Raw genomic sequence first — 16,771 nt, forward strand, 5'->3', positions numbered from 1 at the left:
GAAACGGCGGACTGACATCGACGATCCCTGATCAACGTCCCTTTACCGGGGTTTCCGCGACGGGCGTGAGCGGCGGCTTGCCGGCGAACCAGCTTTTGAGATTGTCGACCACGAGCTGGTCCATGGCATTGCGCGTTACCACGGAAGCCGAACCGATATGTGGCAGCACCACAACATTCTGCATCGACTTCAGCTCGTCCGGCACGTTGGGCTCGGTGGCGAACACGTCGAGACCGGCGGCCAGGATGGTCCCCGATTTCAACGCCGCGATCAGCGCCGGCTCGTCCACGACCGAACCTCGCGCGACGTTGATCACCACGCCCCGCGGGCCGAGCGCCTTCAACACATCGGCATTGATCATCTTTGCGGTGGAGGCGCCGCCGGGCACGATCACGACAAGCGTATCCACCGCCTTCGCCATCTCGATCAGGTCGGGATAATGCTGGTAGGACACGCCGGCCGCCGGATTGCGTGAATGATAGACGACCGGAACGAGCGAAGCCTCGAGCCTGCGGCCGATCGCCTGCCCGATCCGCCCCATGCCGACGATGCCGACCTTGCGGTCGCGCAGCGAGCCGACGCTCAAGGGATAGTTCTGCGTCTGCCAGAGGCCGGAGCGCACATAGCGGTCGGCCTTGATGAATTCGCGCAGGGTCGCGATCAGGAGGCCCATGGCGACGTCGGCGACCTCCTCGGTCAGGACGTCGGGCGTATTGGTGACGATGATGTTGTGCTCGCGCGCATAAGCGGACTCGACATGGTCGTAGCCGACGCCGAAGCTCGCAACGAGCTCGAGCTTCGGGAATTGCGCCAGCACGGTCCTGTCGGTGGACACGGTGTGATAGGTCACGGCCATGCCGCGGATCTTGGCCTTGGTCTCCGGCGTCAACCGCTCGAGATCGGCGCGGTTTTCCGCAGTGTGCAGGATGAACTGATCGGGAAAGCCGTTCTGCAGAATGGGACGGATCGGCCCGTAGACCAAAAGGTCGATCTTGTCAGAAGAGATAGTTGCAGCCATCAGCTTTCCTTTCCAAGCGCGCTCTCGTGCCAGCGCCGCAATACCAGGTGCGAAATTAGCGCCAGCACCCCATAGATGACAATCCCGGCGACCGAGAGCAGGAACAACGCCGCGAACATACGTGGAATGTTGAGACGATAGCCGGACTCGGCGATGCGGAACGCGAGACCGGAGCCTGCGCCCGCGGTGCCGGCCGCGATCTCAGCCACGACTGCGCCGATCAGCGACAGGCCGCCCGCGATCCTTAAACCCCCGAGGATGAACGGCAGCGCCGCCGGCAGTTTCAGAAAACACAAAGTCTGCAGCCGCGTCGCGCCGTAAAGCTGGAACAGCCCGGCGAGGTTGCGGTCAACGGAATTGAGCCCGAGCGTGGTGTTGGACAGGACTGGAAAGAAGGCGACGATCCAGGCGCAGACCACCACGGCGGTCTGTTGCTGCAGATAGATCAGAAGCAGCGGCGCGATCGCGATCACCGGCGTGACCTGCAGGATCACCGCATAGGGGAACAGCGAATATTCCAGCCATTTCGACTGGTTGAACAACAGCGCCAGCGCGATGCCGCCGATCGCGGCCGCCACGAAACCTTCCAGCGTGGTCAGCAAGGTGACGCCCAGCGATTGCGACAGCACCGGCCAGTCGCCAATCAGGGTCTGAAACACCGCCACCGGCCCCGGCAGCACATAGGGCTGGATATTGTTGATGCGAACGATCGCTTCCCACAGCACGACAGCGGCCGCGAAGACGACGACCGGCAACAGCAGGCGGACCGCATGCAGCGAGGACTTCATGCGCCGGCCTGCCCCGCATAGGCCGGGGCCAGCGCGCCCGAAACCTGACGGCAGAAGCCGGCATATTCGGCGGAGGTGCGGAATTCCTCGCCGCGCGGCTCGGTCGCGCTGATGCGAAACTCCGCACCGATCCGCCCCGGCCGCGCCGTCATCACGATCACGCGCTGCGAGAGATACACCGACTCGAACACCGAATGGGTGACGAAGATCACGGTCTTGTGCAGCTTGCGCCAGAGCGCGAGCAGATCGTTGTTGAGGCGGAAACGCGTGATCTCGTCCAGCGCCGCGAATGGCTCGTCCATCAGGAGAATATCGGGATCGGTGACCAGCGCCCTGGCCAACGAGACCCGCATCTTCATGCCACCGGACAGTTCGCGCGGATAGGCTTTGGCGAATTCGGCAAGCCCGACCTGCGCCAATGCCTCGTCGATGCGCGCGTCCGCTTCTCTCGTCGGCGCATGAGCAAGCTTCAGCGGCAGGCGGACATTGTCGCGCACGCTCGCCCATGGCATCAAGGTCGGCTCCTGGAATACGAAACCGATCGGGTGATGGCCGCGCATTTCCGCCGCGAGAGGCGAGACGCTGACCGTGCCGGCGGTCGGCGCGACAAGGCCCGCGATCAGCCGCAGCGCGGTGGATTTGCCGCAGCCCGACGGCCCGACCAGCGACACAAACTCGCCGCGCCGGACGTCGAGGTCAACGGGCCCGAGCGCCGCCAGGCCAGTGTCATAAACTTTCGTGACGCCACGCAGGCTCACCGCAAGCGGGGAGCCGGCGTCCAGTTCGCTTGAGGCTTGCTCGGCCATCACGAGAGCAATCTTCGTGCTTACTTCTTCGGCCGCAGGTCGAGCCCGACGCCCTTGTTGACGAAGCGCAGCGTATAGGCCTGGCGGAAGTCGATATCGGAGCGAACGACGCCGGCCCGCACCATCTTGTCGAAGAAGCTCGCCATCCGTTCGTCGGTCATGGCGCCGATGCCGTTCTTCAAGGAGTCGCCGGAATCGACGATGCCGTATTCCTTCATCTTGTCGATGGAATAGCTGAGCAGTTCGTCGGTCATTTCCGGATTGAGCTTCTTGATCATGGCGTTCGCAGCGGCATTGTCGCCGTAGAGATAGTTGTACCAGCCGATGATGGAGGCGTCGACGAAGCGCTGGACGAGATCTGGCTTCTTCTCGACCATCTCGCGACGGGTCTCGATCAAGGTCGAATAGGTGTTGAAGCCGTAATCGGCGAGCAGGAAGATTCCGGGCTTGAAGCTTGCGGCCTTCTCCACCGCGAACGGCTCCGAGGTGACATAGCCCTGCATCGCGCTCTTCTTGTCGACGATGAAGGGTTGCGGGTTGAAGGTGTACGGCTTGACCTTGCTCTCGCTGAATCCGTATTCGGATTTCAGCCACTGGAAGTAGGTCGTCATGCCCTCCTTGGAGACGAGCAGCGTCAGCGGCTTCAGATCCTCAAGCTTGGTTGCCTTGATGTCAGGATGGGTCAACAGCACCTGCGGGTCCTTCTGGAACATCGCGGCGACGGCGACCAGCGGCACGTTGTTGGTGACCGCGTCGAACGACTGCAGCGAGTTCGCACTCATGAAGAAATCGATCTTGCCGGCGATCAGGAGGATGCGATTGTTGTTGTTGGGACCGCCGGGAACGATGGTGACTTCGAGGCCATATTTGTTGTAGGTGCCGTCGACCAGCGCCTGGAAGAAGCCGCCATGCTCGGCCTCCGCGACCCAGTTGGTGCCAAACGAAACCTTGTCCAAGGTCTCGGACCTTGCCGGCGCAAAGGCCGCAACCAGGGCGAAAACAGCTATAGTTAACGCTCGCAGCAAAAAGGCCCGCTTCATGGTTGGACTCCGTCGCTGGTTATGGCCCATGATGGGCGATGGACGCCGAATGCGCCCGCGGCAGGGCCGGCAAATTACCTCGCAAATCCGCGCAAAGGAACGCTTGGCAGAGAAACGTTTGGCATGACTTCCACTGTTCCACCCCGCGACTGGACCGAAATCCGCTGGCCGGAGATCGCTGGCGCCGATCCGGCGCGCTGGATCGCGGTGCTGCCGCTCGCGGCGACCGAGCAGCACGGGCCGCATCTGCCCCTCGGCACCGACATCATGATCGCCGAAGCCTATCTGGCGCTCGTGCGCGAGCTGTTGCCGATCGGCCTCCCCGCCACCTTCCTGCCGCTGCAGCCGGTCGGCATTTCCACCGAGCATATCGATTTTCCGGGCACGCTGACGCTGCCGACCAATGTCGCATTGAAGACGTGGACGGCGCTCGGCGACAGCGTGGCACGCGCAGGAGTCAAAAAACTGGTGATAGTCACGAGCCATGGCGGCAACAGCGCCGCGATGAGCCTGGTCGCGCAGGATTTGCGCGCGCAACACGGAATGCTGGTGGTCACCACAAGCTGGTCGCGGCTGAGCGCGGCGGACAAGCTGTTTGCTGCCGAGGAAGTGCGCCACGGCATTCACGGCGGCGCGGTCGAGACCTCGATCATGCTGGCGCGTTATCCGCAAACGGTGCGCAACGAAGCGATCGCGGATTTTCGTCCCGCCAGCATTGCGATCGAAAAGGATCACCGCTGGCTGTCGACGCAGCGGCCCGCGCCATTCGCCTGGCAAACACAAGACCTGCACGCAAGCGGCGCGGTTGGCGATGCGACCAAGGCCTCCGCGGAGAAAGGCGAGCGCCTGCTCGATAACGGCGCGCGCGCGTTCTGCGAGCTGCTTATCGATGTCGATAACTTCGACGTGAACAAGCTCGCGGCCGGACCACGCTCATCCGCTAAGCCGCTGTTCTGACAGGCGAATAATCGACAGCCACAGCCTCCCTGCTCCGCTTCGAACCCAAATCGCGGAGGCTCCGTCCAACGGTGCGTGCGGGCCATCCCGGCGCCGCCTTCAACAGGATAGAGTTATCCATGTCGATCAAGACCAAGATTGCTGCTCTCGCTCTCGCCGCGCTCGCTGTCACCGGCACGATCGCGACGTCGACCACCCAGGCGCAAGCCAAGCCGTTCCACCACCACCACTGGGGCTGGGGCGTCGGTGCCGGCCTCGTCGGCGCAGCGGTTGTCGGCAGCGCCATCGCCGCGAACAACGGCTACTACTACGACGGCTATCGCCGCTGCGGCTGGGTTCGCCAATACGATGCATTCGGCAATTACATGGGCCGCGTGCGTACCTGCAATTTCTGATCGATCGACGGAGCGGTTTTGGTTGACGCGTTTTCTTGACGCGAACCGGTAAACCTCCTTCGCTCGAAAACACGTCGACCGTGGATTGTGCGTCCGGCACGGGCGCCTCATCCACCCCGTGTCGTACCCCGACCCGCCCGGCTGTCCCCCCGGGCGGGTCATCCACTTCCGGATCTGGCCGCGGCAAGATGATCGCGCTTTCTGTTGCAAAACTGTCATTGAGCGATGCGATCCAGCGGTAATAACCCGCAGCTTCTTGCTATTGCGAATTATTCGCAATAAGGGTTGCGGTATAGTGTGGCTTCCCCGATCTGGCGCGATGGAGGGGAATCAGGACATGCGACCGGGGCAAGGGCGGCGTGATGATTTGGTGTTGGGGAAGGCGTCGTAGCAGCGCTTCGGGAACGGGCACGCTGAACTGTCGCGACATTCAGTTTGGAAACATCTCCGCCATGCCGCGCCGCAGCCGATCCCTTGAGCTGATTCTCGGCCACGCGGCGGCCGCGACCTTCGCCTTGAGCGGCCCGGCGGTTGCGGCCGACATCGCCGTCAAGGCTCCCGCCTACGCCGCCGTCTACGATTGGACCGGCTTCTATCTGGGAGCCCATACCGGCTACGGCGATGGTAGCCTGGGCCCGCGCACCAATCCCCTCCCCGAACAGTCCGTGTTCTTTCCCCCGACGATCACCGGGCTGCTCGGCGGCTATCAGGCCGGATACAATCGGCAATTCTCCAATCGCGTGGTGCTTGGCATCGAGGCCGACGCCACGTTCACGAGCCCGCTGGACATGCCGCGGCTGGTGCCCGCCCCATTTCAGAGTTCGATCGACTATACCGGCACCTTGCGTGGCCGCGTCGGCTACGCATTCGGATTGTGGATGCCCTATCTGACCGGCGGCTTCGCCTGGGGGCACAGCCATGTCAGGATCAACGACGCCGACGGCGAGATTGTCTCGACCCCCGGTCGATATCACACCGGCTGGACCATCGGCGCCGGTGCCGAATTCGCGCTGAGCGGCAATTGGAGCGCGAAGCTCGAATATGACTATGTCAACCTCGCGCAACGGACCTACGACCTCGGCGAATTCGGCTTGCCCCCCGTCAGCATCAAGCCCGATCTCCATCTGCTGAAGTTCGGCTTGAACTATCAGTTTGGCGATGCGCCTTGGCCGGTCGCTGCAAGCCCGACCAAACTTCCTGAGTCGAACGACTGGAATGTGCATGCGCAGACCACGTTCCTGCCGCAGGGCTATCCGTCGTTCCGCTCGCCCTACATGGGCACCAACAGCCTGCCGGGACCTGGACAACTCCAGGCGACCTGGACCACGACGGCGTTTCTCGGCCTCAGGCTGTGGGAAGGCGGCGAGCTCTATTTCAATCCGGAGCTGGCGCAGGGCTTCGGCATCAACGGCACGCTGGGCCTTGCCGGTTTCCCCAACGGCGAAGCACAAAAGGCGGGAGCAGCCTTTCCGAAGCTGCGGCCACAACGCTACTTCCTCAAGCAGACCTTTGGACTCGGAGGCGAGCAGGAAGAGGTCGCCGATGGTCCCAACCAGTTGCCAGGCAAGCGCGACATCAACCGCATCACCGTCGTCGTCGGGCGCTTTGCGGTCGGCGACTTCTTCGACGGCAATTCCTATGCGAAGGACCCGCGCCTCGACTTCATGAACTGGGCGATGTGGGCCTCCGCCGCCTACGACTTCCCGGCCGACCTGCCTGGTTATACGCGCGGCGCGGTAGTCGAGTTCAACCGCAAGGACTGGGCGGTGCGCGCTGGCCTGTTCCAGGTGCCCGATGCGCCCAACAGCGATATCCTGACCTTCAAGACCGGCGGCACGGTGGTCGAGTTCGAGGGGCGCTATTCGCTCGAAGACCAGCCCGGCAAGCTCCGGCTCGGTGCCTTCGCCAATCGCGGCAATACCGGCATCTACCGCGAGGCGCTGGATATCGAGAGCCTGAACCCGGCGCTCGACATCAATGATGTGATGGCGAGCATCCGCCGCGACAATCTCAAATACGGCTTCTACGCCAACCTCGAGCAGCAGCTCGCCACGGACATTGGCTTGTTCGCCCGCGCGAGCTGGAACGACGGCCGCAGCGAAATTCTCTCGTTCACCGACGTCGATCGCAGCGTTTCGGGCGGCCTGTCGGTCAAGGGCAGCTATTGGGGGCGGCCAAGCGACACGTTCGGCGTTGGCGGCGCGATCAACGGCCTGTCCGCCGGGCATCGCGATTTCCTTGCCGCTGGCGGCCTCGGCCTGCTGATCGGCGATGGCCGGCTCAACTACAGTCATGAGCGCATCTTCGAGACCTACTACGCGTATTCGATCAGCAAGAACTTCACCTTGACGGCGGACTATCAGTTCATCACAAACCCCGCCTATAACGCCGACCGTGGCCCCGTGCACATCTTCGCGGGAAGGCTGCACGGGGAATTCTAGAGCACATCTTTCCGACAAGATCGTGCCCAAACGGAAGGATCGCGGGAGATATCGGTTTAAGGAATCGTTTCCCGCCGCTTTCGCCTCAGGTGATGAGGAGCCGCAATGCTCGAACAATCCGCTGAGCCCAACCTTATCGACATCCGCGGCGTCTGCCGCTCCTTTCCCAAGGGCAGCGGCGAGAACCTTTTGGTGCTCGAAAACGTCGACCTGACGATCCGCGCAGGCGAGATCGTCGGATTGCTCGGCCGCTCCGGCTCCGGCAAATCGACGCTGCTCCGTATCATCGCCGGCCTCGTCGATCCCTCCTCAGGCGAGGCGGCCTGTCGCGGCAAGAAGATCGCAGGTCCCCCCAACGGCGTCGCGATGGTGTTCCAGTCGTTTGCACTGTTTCCCTGGCTCACGGTGCTGCAGAATGTCGAGCTCGGGCTCGAAGCACTCGGCATCGACGCCGCCGAGCGGCGCACCCGCGCGCTGGCCGCGATCGACCTGATCGGCCTCGACGGCTTCGAATCCGCCTACCCCAAGGAGCTGTCCGGCGGCATGCGCCAGCGTGTCGGCTTCGCGCGTGCCCTGGTGGTGCATCCGGACCTGCTCCTGATGGACGAGCCGTTCTCGGCGCTGGACGTGCTGACCGCCGAAACACTGCGCACCGACCTGATCGACCTCTGGACCGAAGGGCGCCTGCCGATCAAATCGGTGCTGATGGTGACGCACAATATCGAGGAGGCGGTGCTGATGTGCGACCGCATTCTCGTGTTCTCGTCCAATCCCGGGAGGGTGGCGACCGAGATCAAGGTCGATTTCCCGCATCCGCGCAACCGTTTGGATCCGGCGTTCCGGCAGCTCGTCGACAGCATCTATGGGCGCATGACGCAGCGGACCGACGGAAAGTCAACGACGGCGACCGAGATGATGTCCGGCGCAGGCGTCGGCACCGCGCTCGGCCATGTCTCGTCCAATGAACTGTCCGGCCTGATCGAGACGCTGGCAGCACCGCCTTATAATGGCCACGCCGACCTGCCGGTCCTCGCCGGCAGCCTGCAAATGGAGACGGACGAGATCCTCCATCTCGGCGAGTCGCTGCAGCTCTTGCGTTTCGCCCGATTGAGCGAGGGCGACCTGGTGCTGACGGAAGCCGGCCTGCGCTTCGCCAATCTCGAAACCGACGCGCGCAAGAAACTGTTCGCCGAGCATCTGATCAACTACGTGCCGGTGATGGGCCTGATCAAGCGCGTGCTCGACGAGCGCCCGTCCCACACCGCGCCCGCCGCGCGATTCCGTAACGAACTCGAGGACTACATGTCCGAGGACTATGCGGATGAGACGCTAAAGACCATCGTCTCATGGGGACGCTATGCCGAGCTGTTCGCCTATGACGAACAGTCGGAGACGTTCAGTCTGGAGAACCCGCATTAGCGATTGAATTGACCACGTAGCCCGGGTGAAGCGCAGCGCAACCCGGGACACGTGCATCAACGTTGACGAGCGGTCCCCGGGTTACGCTGCGCTCCGCCCGGGCTACGGGCTACGATCTCTTCACCCCGCCGGCTGGAACGAATCGGGGCGGGCCATGGCCCAGGCGTCGCGGAAACGGCGGTCCTGGGTGCCTTCGAGCAATTCGCCCGGACGCAGCGCCGGGTAGAGCTCGGCAAAGGTGCGGACTTCCGCGGTCGACGTCCGCTGCGTGAAATGGATTGGCCGTAACTCCTGCGGATGCTCGAGGCCGGCAGCGGCGAGCAGCTCCGCCAGCGCATGCAGCGTCGCGTGGTGATAATTGCAGACGCGCTCGATCTTGTCGGGCACGTAGAGCGCGCGGTTGCGGATCGGGTCCTGCGAGGTCACGCCGGTCGGGCAGCGGTCGGTGTGGCAGCTCAAGGACTGGATGCAGCCGAGCGCGAACATGAAGCCACGCGCCGAATTGCACCAGTCGGCGCCGATCGACATCGCGCGCGCCATGTCGAAGGCGGTCGCGATCTTGCCGGAGGCGCCGATCTTGATGCGGTTGCGCGCATTGATGCCAACCAGCGCATTGTGGGCAAAATTGACGCCTTCGCGCATCGGCATGCCCAAATGGTCCATGAATTCCAGCGGCGCCGCGCCGGTGCCGCCCTCATTGCCGTCGATCACGATGAAGTCGGGATAGATTCCGCTCTCAAGCATCGCCTTGCAGATCGCGAGGAATTCCCAGGGATGGCCGATGCACAGCTTGAAGCCGGCCGGCTTGCCGCCGGACAGCCTACGCATCTCGCCGACGAAGGCCATCATCTCAAGCGGCGTCGAGAAAGCCTTGTGCGAGGCCGGCGAAATGCAGTCTTCGCCCAAGGGAACGCCCCTGATCTTGGAGATCTCTTCCGAGACCTTTGCTGCCGGCAGCACGCCGCCATGGCCGGGCTTGGCGCCCTGGCTCATCTTCAGCTCGACCATCTTGATCTGGTCGTCGGCAGCGACGCGCGCGAACTCGTCCGGGTTGAACGTGCCGTCGCGGTTGCGGCAGCCGAAATAGCCGGAGCCTATCTCCCAGATGATGTCGCCGCCCTTCTCGCGGTGATAGGGGCTGACGCCGCCTTCGCCAGTGTCATGCGCGAAGCCGCCCTTGTTGGCGCCGGCGTTCAGCGCGCGCACCGCGTTGGGACTGAGCGCGCCGAAGCTCATCGCGGAGATGTTGAAGACGGAGGCCGAATAAGGCCTGGTGCAATCGGGACCGCCGATGGTGATGCGGAATTTCTCATTCGAGTAGGGCTTCGGCGCCACCGAATGGTGCATCCACTCATAGCCCTCGCGGTAGACGTCCTCCTGGGTGCCGAACGGCCGCTTGTCGAGCACCATCTTGGCGCGCTGATAGACGACGGCGCGGGTGTCGCGGGAGAACGGCATGCCGTCCTTCTCGCTCTCGAAGAAATACTGCCGCATCTCCGGGCGGATCTCTTCGAGCAGGAAGCGCAAGTGCGCCGAGATCGGATAATTGCGCAGCACCGCGTGGTGCTTCTGCATGAGGTCGCGGACGCCGAGCAGCGTCAGCGCGCCGAAGATCAGCAGGGGAATCAGGATGACGTCGATCAGCTTCCGGTCGACGATGCCGAACGCGAGCAAGAGAGCGGTGACGACCGAGCAAATCGTAAGCACGATGAAGCGCGGCGAGAACGGAAGCAGCAGCGTTTCCATGAAACCCCTCAGCAGACCCTGCCGGATTGTTGTGGCGGGCGGGGGAGCCTAATCCATCCCGCGCCATCTGCCATACGGTATAATCGGCCTTCGGGTTCACGGATGTGACACCGATGCCACCCGGTCCGGGGTGTTGTATTGCGCTGCAACGAAGGAGAACGCGGCCGCCCTCCGCCGTCATTCCGGGACATCGCGCAGCGATGGGCCCAGAATCCACCGGGCCGCAAACGCCTGCGGAGAAATAGATTCCGGGTTCGCGCTTCGCGCGCCCCGGAATGACGGGGGAGAGGGTGGCCTTGAGCAGAAAAGCTCAGCGCTCGACGAAGGCCTTTTCGATCACGAAATGGCCGGGCGCGCTGTGGTTGCCTTCGGCGAAGCCGCGGCCCTCGAACAGCTTGCGCAGGTCTTCCAGCATCGCTGGGCTGCCGCACATCATGATGCGGTCGGTCTCGAGATCGAGCGGCGACTGGTGGATGTCGTTGAAGAGCTGGTCCGAGGTGATCAGGTCGGTGATGCGGCCACGGTTGCGGAACGGCTCGCGCGTGACGGTCGGATAATAGAGCAGCTTCTCGGCGAGCAGCGGACCGAACAATTCGTCGTCGCGCAGATTGGCGACCAGCTCCTCGCCATAGGCGAGCTCGGACACCTGGCGGCAGCCATGGACCAGCACGATGGTCTCGTAGCGGTCATAGACCTCGGGGTCCTTGATCAGGCTCGCAAAGGGGGCCAGCCCCGTGCCGGTCGACAGCAGCAACAGCCGCTTGCCGGGGATGAGATTGTCGGTGATCAGCGTGCCGGTCGCCTTGCGGCCGACCAGGATGATGTCGCCTTCCCGGATCTTCTGCAGCTTGGAGGTCAGCGGACCGTCCTGAACCTTGATCGAGAAGAACTCGAGCTCTTCCTCGTGATTGGCGCTCGCCATCGAATAGGCGCGCAGCAGCGGCCGGCCATCGATCTCGAGACCGATCATGGCGAACTGGCCGTTCTGGAAGCGGAAGCCGGTATCGCGGGTGGCTCGGAAGCTGAAAAGCGTATCAGTCCAGTGACGAACAGAAAGTACCTTCTCTCGATAGAACGCGCTCATGTGTCTGGTTTTTCCGATTGACCTTACATAAACGAGGTCGAGTAGCGGCTGCTCGACCGCACGAAATTGACTGACATCAAGGGGAAGCCCGCCTGCCCGTCGCGCCGCTGACACACATAATGGAATTCATCCATTGTGCAATTGCGAACTCGGCATGGCTGTCGATTGATTTCGCAGAATGGTTCAAAACATCGTTGTTAAGGTTTCCGGGGCGGCGCAATTAACTTGCTGGAAACGATCCCGATCAAGCAATTAATTCCACAGCGCGCCATCGAGAGAGGAAAATCGACTTGGCGATCCCAATCAGCCAGCGGATCTTCGTCGACGCGGTCACGAAATATTGCCTGGCCCGTAACATTACGGTCGAGGTGCGGTCGGAGGGCTGGCTGATGGTCATGCAACGTGGTGAGCGGCGGCACCTCGCCTTCGCCTATGACGTCGGGCTGAACAGCGCGGTCGCGCACCAGATCGCCAACGACAAGGCGGCCACCGCCGAGGTGCTGCAATGTTCCGGCGTCCCCTGCATCCCCCACACCCTGTTCCTGGGACCGAAGCTTGCAGCCTATACGCGTGCGCCCGGCTCCTGGGAAACGATGCTGCGCCTGCTGGCCGAGCATCCCAATGGCCTCGTCGTCAAGCCAAACGAGGGCACGTCGGGCGACGGCGTCTTCCGGGTGACGACCAAGCGTGCGCTCGAGCTCGCGGTCGGCAGGATCCTGGCGGCCTATCCGAGCCTCGCCATCTCGCCCTATGTCGAGATCGAGGACGAGGTCCGCGTCGTCCTGGTCGATGATCTTCCGGTCGTGGTCTACGGCAAGGAGCGTCCGTTCGTGATCGGCGACGGCAGCCACTCGCTGCTCGAGCTTGCGCTCGCGGCCGTGCCGGCCGGGCGGCGATCGACCGCGCTGCCCGGCCTGATCGCCGAGATCGGGCGGGCCGAACTCGATGCGATCGTCCCGGAGGGCGAGCGGCGCATCCTCAACTGGCGCCACAACCTCGATTCCGGCGCGCGGCCGGTGCTGCTGAAACAGGGCGAGACGCGCGACACCTGCATCGAGATGGCAATCAAGGCCGCCCGCGCGATCGGCATCCGCTTCGGCTCGATCGACGTCGTACGCACCGACGGCGCCTGGCGGATCCTTGAAGTCAACGCCGGCGTGAAGATGGAAGCGCTCAGCCGCTCGCACCCGGAACTGGCTTATGCCGCGTATGAAGCGGCGCTGGATAAAGTGTTTGCGTAAGCATCAGTGCCGTAGGGTGGGCAAAGCGAAGCGTGCCCACCATCCACGTTCGGTGCAAGAAAGGTGGGCACGCTTCGCTTTGCCCACCTTACGCGTTCGCCCACGCAATCGCGCTAATTGCTCGTCCCCTCGTTATCATTCAGCGCCTTGAAGGCTTCCTCGAGCTGCGGCGAGATCGCGACGTCGAGGCGCTCGCCGGTCGGAAGCCGTGCGATGAACCATTTGTTGTAGAGCGGGATCAGGTCGCGGCCGGAGCCGAGCTTGCGGAAGGTCCGCTCGACCACGTCCTTCAACTGCGGCTCACCCTTGCGGTACATGATGCCGTAGGGATCGTAGGACAGGTAGTCGCCGACCACGCGAAACCTGTCCTGTGACTTGTGCCGCGCGATCAGGCCGTAGAGCAGGATGTCGTCGGTCGCGAACGCATCCGCCTTGCCGTCAACCAGCATCTGGTAGGACTGCTCATGGTCGGGCGAGGTCACGATGTTCAGCCCGAGCGAGAACTTCTTGTCGACATTGTGCATGGCCTGCTCGTTGGTGGTGCCCTTGGTCACGACCACGGTCTTGCCCTTGAGGTCGGTCACTCCCGAGACGGCGGAGGTCTTCGGCATCATCAGTTTGGTGCCGGCGACGAAGATCAAAGGTGAGAACGCGACCTGCTTGGCCCGCTCGGAATTCGCCGTGGTCGACCCGCATTCGAGATCGATCTTGCCCTGCACAACAGCAGGAATGCGGTCGTCGGAGGTGACCTTGACGTAGTCGATCCTGAGATTGGCATCGTCGACCTCGACGCCGATCTCCTCCACGATCGCCTCGCACAGTTCGAGGCTGTAGCCGATCGGCCGGTTGGAATGGTCGAGGAAGGAGAACGGCGGCGAGCTCTCGCGGTAGCCGAGCCGCACCACATGCGTGTTCTTGATATTGGCAAGCGTCGAGCTAAGCCCCTCGCTTGCCGTCTGGGCGGCGGCCGGCGTTGCCAGCAGACATGCTACCAGCAACAGGCAGCCGGCCCATATCGCCTTCCTTGTCGCTTTCCTTGGGGGCTGATGCATGCAGCTCTCCCGTCAATGCGCCGGCACCGCGTCACCCGGCACCGCATCGGAAGGCACGGCATCGTCCGGCCCGAGCTCGTGCTCTTCCTTCAGCTCACCTTCCCACTTCGCGACCACGGCGGTGGCGAGCGAGTTGCCGATCACGTTGGTGGCGCTGCGGCCCATGTCGAGGAAGGTGTCGATGCCCATGATCATCAACAGGCCCGCCTCGGGAATGCCGAACTGGCTGAGCGTCGAGGCGATCACGACGAGGGACGCGCGCGGCACGCCGGCGACGCCCTTGGAGGTGATCATCAAGGTCGCCAGCATCGCGAGCTGGGTGCCGAGCGACATGTCGATATGATAGGTCTGCGCGATGAAGATGCTGGCAAAGGTGCAGTACATCATCGTGCCGTCGAGGTTGAAGGAATAGCCGAGCGGCAATACGAAGGCCGAGATCCGGGACGAGGCGCCGAAGCGGTTCAATCCCTCCAGCGTCTTCGGATAGGCGGCTTCCGAGGATGCGGTCGAGAACGCGATCATCAGCGGTTCGCGGATCAGCCGCAACAGATGGCTGTAGCGCGGACCGATCACGATGAAGCCGACGATGACCAGGATCCCCCACAGGATCAGGAGCGAGACATAGAAGCCGCCCATGAACACGATCAGCTTCCAGAGCACGCCGAGCCCGTTCTTCGACACCGTGGCCATGATCGCGGCCCACACAGCAATCGGCGCGAACAGCATCACATAGCTCGTGACTTTCAGCATGATATGGGCGAGGTCGTCGATCAGGGCCATGATCGGCTTCGCCCGCTCCGGCATTGCGCCGAGTGCGACCGCGAAGAACACCGCGAACACCACGATCTGCAGGATCTCGTTCTGCGCCATCGCGTCCGCGATCGAGGTCGGAACCAGGTGGATCAGGAATTTTTCAAAGGAGAAGGCCGAGACCGGCAGGCCGGTCGACTGGCCCTTGTCGGGCAGCGTGCCCGGGAAGTTGGCGCCGGGCTGCAGCAGGTTGACCATGACGAGGCCGAGCAGGAGCGAGACGAAGGAGGCGCTGACGAACCAGCCCATGGTCTTCGCAAAGATACGCCCGAGCCGTGCGCCGGAGCCCATATGCGCGATGCCGCCGACCAATGTCGCAAACACCAGCGGCGCGATGATCATCTTGATCAGCCGCAGGAACAACATCGCGATCAGGTTTACGTCGGCTGCGATCTCGGCCCGGCTATCGGGCAGGAAGTTGTAGACAAAGGCCCCCATCACGATGCCAAGCGCCATCGCGATCAGAATGTACTGCGTAAACCTGCTCGACATGTTCTTACTCCCGTAAGTCACCCGGCAAGCGATGGAGTGTGGCAGATTTACGCACCGGCGCAACACGCTTTCGACCTGCGCGCGCATTGCTGCATGTTCCAGTTGTGGAATAGACACGCGGGGACTAGAGCATGATCCGGAAAAGTGGGAACCGGTTTTCCGGAAAGATCATGCTCAAACAAAAAGACGACCGTGGGCAGCGCACAATCTGTGCAGTCGGCCGCGCAGCGAGCACGCAATTGCATCGGGATTGACCAACAAAGGGAGGAACACCATGAGCGAGGCTATCAATCGTCAGATCCTGCTGGTGGAGAAGCCGACGGGGAAGCTTGGGGCTGAGCATTTCAGGATGGTCAACGGCAGCATCCCGGAGCCGAAGGACGGCGAGGCCCTGCTGCGGCTGCGCTATCTCTCGCTCGACGCCGCCAACCGCGCCTGGATGCATGGCGCGACCTACCGCGCTGCGGTCGAGGCCAACACCGTGATGTCCGGTGGCGGCATCGCCGAGGTGGTGGCGTCGAAGGCGCCAGGCCTTGCGCCAGGCGACATCGTGTTCGGCGACACCGGCTGGCAGGACTATGCCGCGGTGCCGGCAAGGCATCTGAACAAGATGCCGAAGCTCGAGCCGATGACGCACTTGCTGAGCGTGTACGGCATCGCCGGCCTCACCGCCTATTTCGGCCTGCTCCATGTCGGCAAGCCCAGGGAGGGCGAGACCGTCGTGGTCTCGGCCGCCGCCGGCTCGGTGGGCTCGATCGTCGGACAGATTGCAAAAATCAAGGGCTGCCGCGTGGTCGGCATCGCCGGCGGCAAGGACAAGTGCCACTGGCTGACCAGCGAGCTCGGTTTCGACGCCGCGGTCGATTACAAGGACGGCGGCACCTACAAGGCGCTGCGGTCGGCCGCGCCTGATGGCATCGACGTCTATTTCGACAATGTCGGCGGCGACATCCTGGAAGCCTGCCTGCCGCAGATGAACAACCGCGGCCGAATCGCCTGCTGCGGCGCGATCTCGCAATATGACGGCGTCCCCTCCGCCCACGGCCCGCGCGGCGTGCCCGGATTGATCGTCGTGAAGCGGCTGATCATGCAGGGCTTCATCGTGATGGACTTCATGGACCAGCGCGACGCGGCGCTCGCCGACCTGCAGTCCTGGGTCGCCTCCGGCAAATTGAAGGTGCAGGAAGACGTGATCGACGGGCTGGAGAACGCGCCGGCGGCGCTGATCGGCCTGCTCGCCGGCGAGAACCGCGGCAAGCGCATGATCCGGGTGTAGGCTTGAGCACGCAGTTGTAGGGTGGGGCAAGCCGAGCGGGGCCCCCCCCCCCGCCCCGCGGTTTGTTTGTGGGGCCCGCTCGCGGTGGCCCCCCCACACCCCCACCGACGGCGGGGCCCCGGGGGGCGGCGGGGGGGGGTGAGGGTACGCGGGCGTGGGGGTGGGGGGAGTGGGGCCGGGGAGGGGAGGGGGGTCGCCCACGAACA

At 63.4% G+C, this 16,771-nt stretch carries 14 protein-coding genes; 6 read left to right on the plus strand and 8 right to left on the minus strand.

All coding sequences use genetic code 11. The features are described 5' to 3' along the window. Positions 1 to 31 precede the first annotated feature (31 nt). Genes ACZYOF_RS24515 through ACZYOF_RS24530 form a run of 4 tightly spaced genes read right to left on the minus strand, consistent with a single transcriptional unit; the run spans position 32 to position 3,652 of the window. Positions 32 to 1,018, minus strand: a complete 987-nt coding sequence (locus tag ACZYOF_RS24515; RefSeq protein ID WP_165421085.1) for a 2-hydroxyacid dehydrogenase — start codon at positions 1,016 to 1,018, stop codon at positions 32 to 34. Continuing rightward, complete coding sequence (locus ACZYOF_RS24520; protein ID WP_130578540.1) at positions 1,018 to 1,806, minus strand: ABC transporter permease; 789 nt, start codon at positions 1,804 to 1,806, stop codon at positions 1,018 to 1,020. The genes ACZYOF_RS24515 and ACZYOF_RS24520 overlap by 1 nt, the downstream gene beginning before the upstream one ends. Then, on the minus strand, positions 1,803 to 2,612 hold the full coding sequence (locus ACZYOF_RS24525; RefSeq protein ID WP_463717404.1) for an ABC transporter ATP-binding protein: 810 nt from the start codon (positions 2,610 to 2,612) through the stop codon (positions 1,803 to 1,805). Before ACZYOF_RS24525 ends, ACZYOF_RS24520 begins: the two co-directional genes overlap by 4 nt. A gap of 20 nt (positions 2,613 to 2,632) precedes the next feature. After that, entirely contained in the window at positions 2,633 to 3,652 is a 1,020-nt protein-coding gene (locus ACZYOF_RS24530; protein WP_463717405.1) for an ABC transporter substrate-binding protein, read from the minus strand. A 123-nt stretch (positions 3,653 to 3,775) separates the two neighbouring features. Here ACZYOF_RS24530 and ACZYOF_RS24535 point away from each other — a divergent pair, with 123 nt between their 5' ends. The 4 genes from ACZYOF_RS24535 to ACZYOF_RS24550 all read left to right on the plus strand — a co-directional run bounded on the left by ACZYOF_RS24535 (position 3,776) and on the right by ACZYOF_RS24550 (position 8,864). Then, positions 3,776 to 4,609: a creatininase family protein gene (locus ACZYOF_RS24535; protein WP_463717406.1), complete on the plus strand. Its 834-nt coding sequence runs from the start codon at positions 3,776 to 3,778 to the stop codon at positions 4,607 to 4,609. A gap of 119 nt (positions 4,610 to 4,728) precedes the next feature. Further along, positions 4,729 to 5,004, plus strand: coding sequence for a hypothetical protein (locus ACZYOF_RS24540; protein WP_028163362.1), 276 nt, complete (start codon positions 4,729 to 4,731; stop codon positions 5,002 to 5,004). Between the two features lie 452 nt (positions 5,005 to 5,456). Beyond that, positions 5,457 to 7,445 carry a carbohydrate porin gene (locus ACZYOF_RS24545; protein ID WP_130578535.1) on the plus strand — a complete coding sequence of 663 codons (1,989 nt, stop codon included), beginning with the start codon at positions 5,457 to 5,459 and terminating at the stop codon, positions 7,443 to 7,445. A gap of 105 nt (positions 7,446 to 7,550) precedes the next feature. After that, positions 7,551 to 8,864, plus strand: a complete 1,314-nt coding sequence (locus tag ACZYOF_RS24550; protein WP_130578534.1) for an ABC transporter ATP-binding protein — start codon at positions 7,551 to 7,553, stop codon at positions 8,862 to 8,864. A gap of 120 nt (positions 8,865 to 8,984) precedes the next feature. Here ACZYOF_RS24550 and ACZYOF_RS24555 read toward each other — a convergent pair whose 3' ends face one another. Both ACZYOF_RS24555 and ACZYOF_RS24560 read right to left on the minus strand, forming a co-directional pair. Continuing rightward, a complete protein-coding gene (locus tag ACZYOF_RS24555; RefSeq protein ID WP_463698945.1) occupies positions 8,985 to 10,610 on the minus strand; it encodes an FMN-binding glutamate synthase family protein in 1,626 nt (541 codons plus the stop codon). Between the two features lie 310 nt (positions 10,611 to 10,920). After that, on the minus strand, positions 10,921 to 11,694 hold the full coding sequence (locus ACZYOF_RS24560) for a ferredoxin--NADP reductase (protein WP_463717407.1): 774 nt from the start codon (positions 11,692 to 11,694) through the stop codon (positions 10,921 to 10,923). A 290-nt stretch (positions 11,695 to 11,984) separates the two neighbouring features. On the opposite strand from ACZYOF_RS24560, the gene ACZYOF_RS24565 reads away from it, so the two are divergent. Next, complete coding sequence (locus ACZYOF_RS24565) at positions 11,985 to 12,935, plus strand: ATP-grasp domain-containing protein (protein ID WP_463717408.1); 951 nt, start codon at positions 11,985 to 11,987, stop codon at positions 12,933 to 12,935. Between the two features lie 113 nt (positions 12,936 to 13,048). On the opposite strand, the gene ACZYOF_RS24570 is transcribed toward ACZYOF_RS24565, so the two are convergent. Then, complete coding sequence (locus ACZYOF_RS24570) at positions 13,049 to 13,987, minus strand: amino acid ABC transporter substrate-binding protein (RefSeq protein ID WP_463717409.1); 939 nt, start codon at positions 13,985 to 13,987, stop codon at positions 13,049 to 13,051. Between the two features lie 12 nt (positions 13,988 to 13,999). Next, the gene (locus tag ACZYOF_RS24575) at positions 14,000 to 15,289 is read right to left on the minus strand and encodes a dicarboxylate/amino acid:cation symporter (RefSeq protein ID WP_463717410.1); all 1,290 of its coding nucleotides are present in this window, start codon (positions 15,287 to 15,289) and stop codon (positions 14,000 to 14,002) included. Positions 15,290 to 15,563: 274 nt separating this feature from the next. On the opposite strand from ACZYOF_RS24575, the gene ACZYOF_RS24580 reads away from it, so the two are divergent. Next, positions 15,564 to 16,565: an NADP-dependent oxidoreductase gene (locus ACZYOF_RS24580; protein WP_463717411.1), complete on the plus strand. Its 1,002-nt coding sequence runs from the start codon at positions 15,564 to 15,566 to the stop codon at positions 16,563 to 16,565. Positions 16,566 to 16,771: the final 206 nt, after the last annotated feature.

Source organism: Bradyrhizobium sp. LeoA1Lang (genome assembly GCF_055413685.1).

Bases quoted from the DNA above. Each gene is read 5' to 3' on its own strand.
- ACZYOF_RS24515 (WP_165421085.1), bottom strand. From the start codon at position 1,018: ATGGCTGCAACTATCTCTTCTGACAAGATCGACCTTTTGGTCTACGGG.
- ACZYOF_RS24520 (WP_130578540.1), bottom strand. From the start codon at position 1,806: ATGAAGTCCTCGCTGCATGCGGTCCGCCTGCTGTTGCCGGTCGTCGTC.
- ACZYOF_RS24525 (WP_463717404.1), bottom strand. From the start codon at position 2,612: ATGGCCGAGCAAGCCTCAAGCGAACTGGACGCCGGCTCCCCGCTTGCG.
- ACZYOF_RS24530 (WP_463717405.1), bottom strand. From the start codon at position 3,652: ATGAAGCGGGCCTTTTTGCTGCGAGCGTTAACTATAGCTGTTTTCGCC.
- ACZYOF_RS24535 (WP_463717406.1), top strand. From the start codon at position 3,776: ATGACTTCCACTGTTCCACCCCGCGACTGGACCGAAATCCGCTGGCCG.
- ACZYOF_RS24540 (WP_028163362.1), top strand. From the start codon at position 4,729: ATGTCGATCAAGACCAAGATTGCTGCTCTCGCTCTCGCCGCGCTCGCT.
- ACZYOF_RS24545 (WP_130578535.1), top strand. From the start codon at position 5,457: ATGCCGCGCCGCAGCCGATCCCTTGAGCTGATTCTCGGCCACGCGGCG.
- ACZYOF_RS24550 (WP_130578534.1), top strand. From the start codon at position 7,551: ATGCTCGAACAATCCGCTGAGCCCAACCTTATCGACATCCGCGGCGTC.
- ACZYOF_RS24555 (WP_463698945.1), bottom strand. From the start codon at position 10,610: ATGGAAACGCTGCTGCTTCCGTTCTCGCCGCGCTTCATCGTGCTTACG.
- ACZYOF_RS24560 (WP_463717407.1), bottom strand. From the start codon at position 11,694: ATGAGCGCGTTCTATCGAGAGAAGGTACTTTCTGTTCGTCACTGGACT.
- ACZYOF_RS24570 (WP_463717409.1), bottom strand. From the start codon at position 13,987: ATGCATCAGCCCCCAAGGAAAGCGACAAGGAAGGCGATATGGGCCGGC.
- ACZYOF_RS24575 (WP_463717410.1), bottom strand. From the start codon at position 15,289: ATGTCGAGCAGGTTTACGCAGTACATTCTGATCGCGATGGCGCTTGGC.
- ACZYOF_RS24580 (WP_463717411.1), top strand. From the start codon at position 15,564: ATGAGCGAGGCTATCAATCGTCAGATCCTGCTGGTGGAGAAGCCGACG.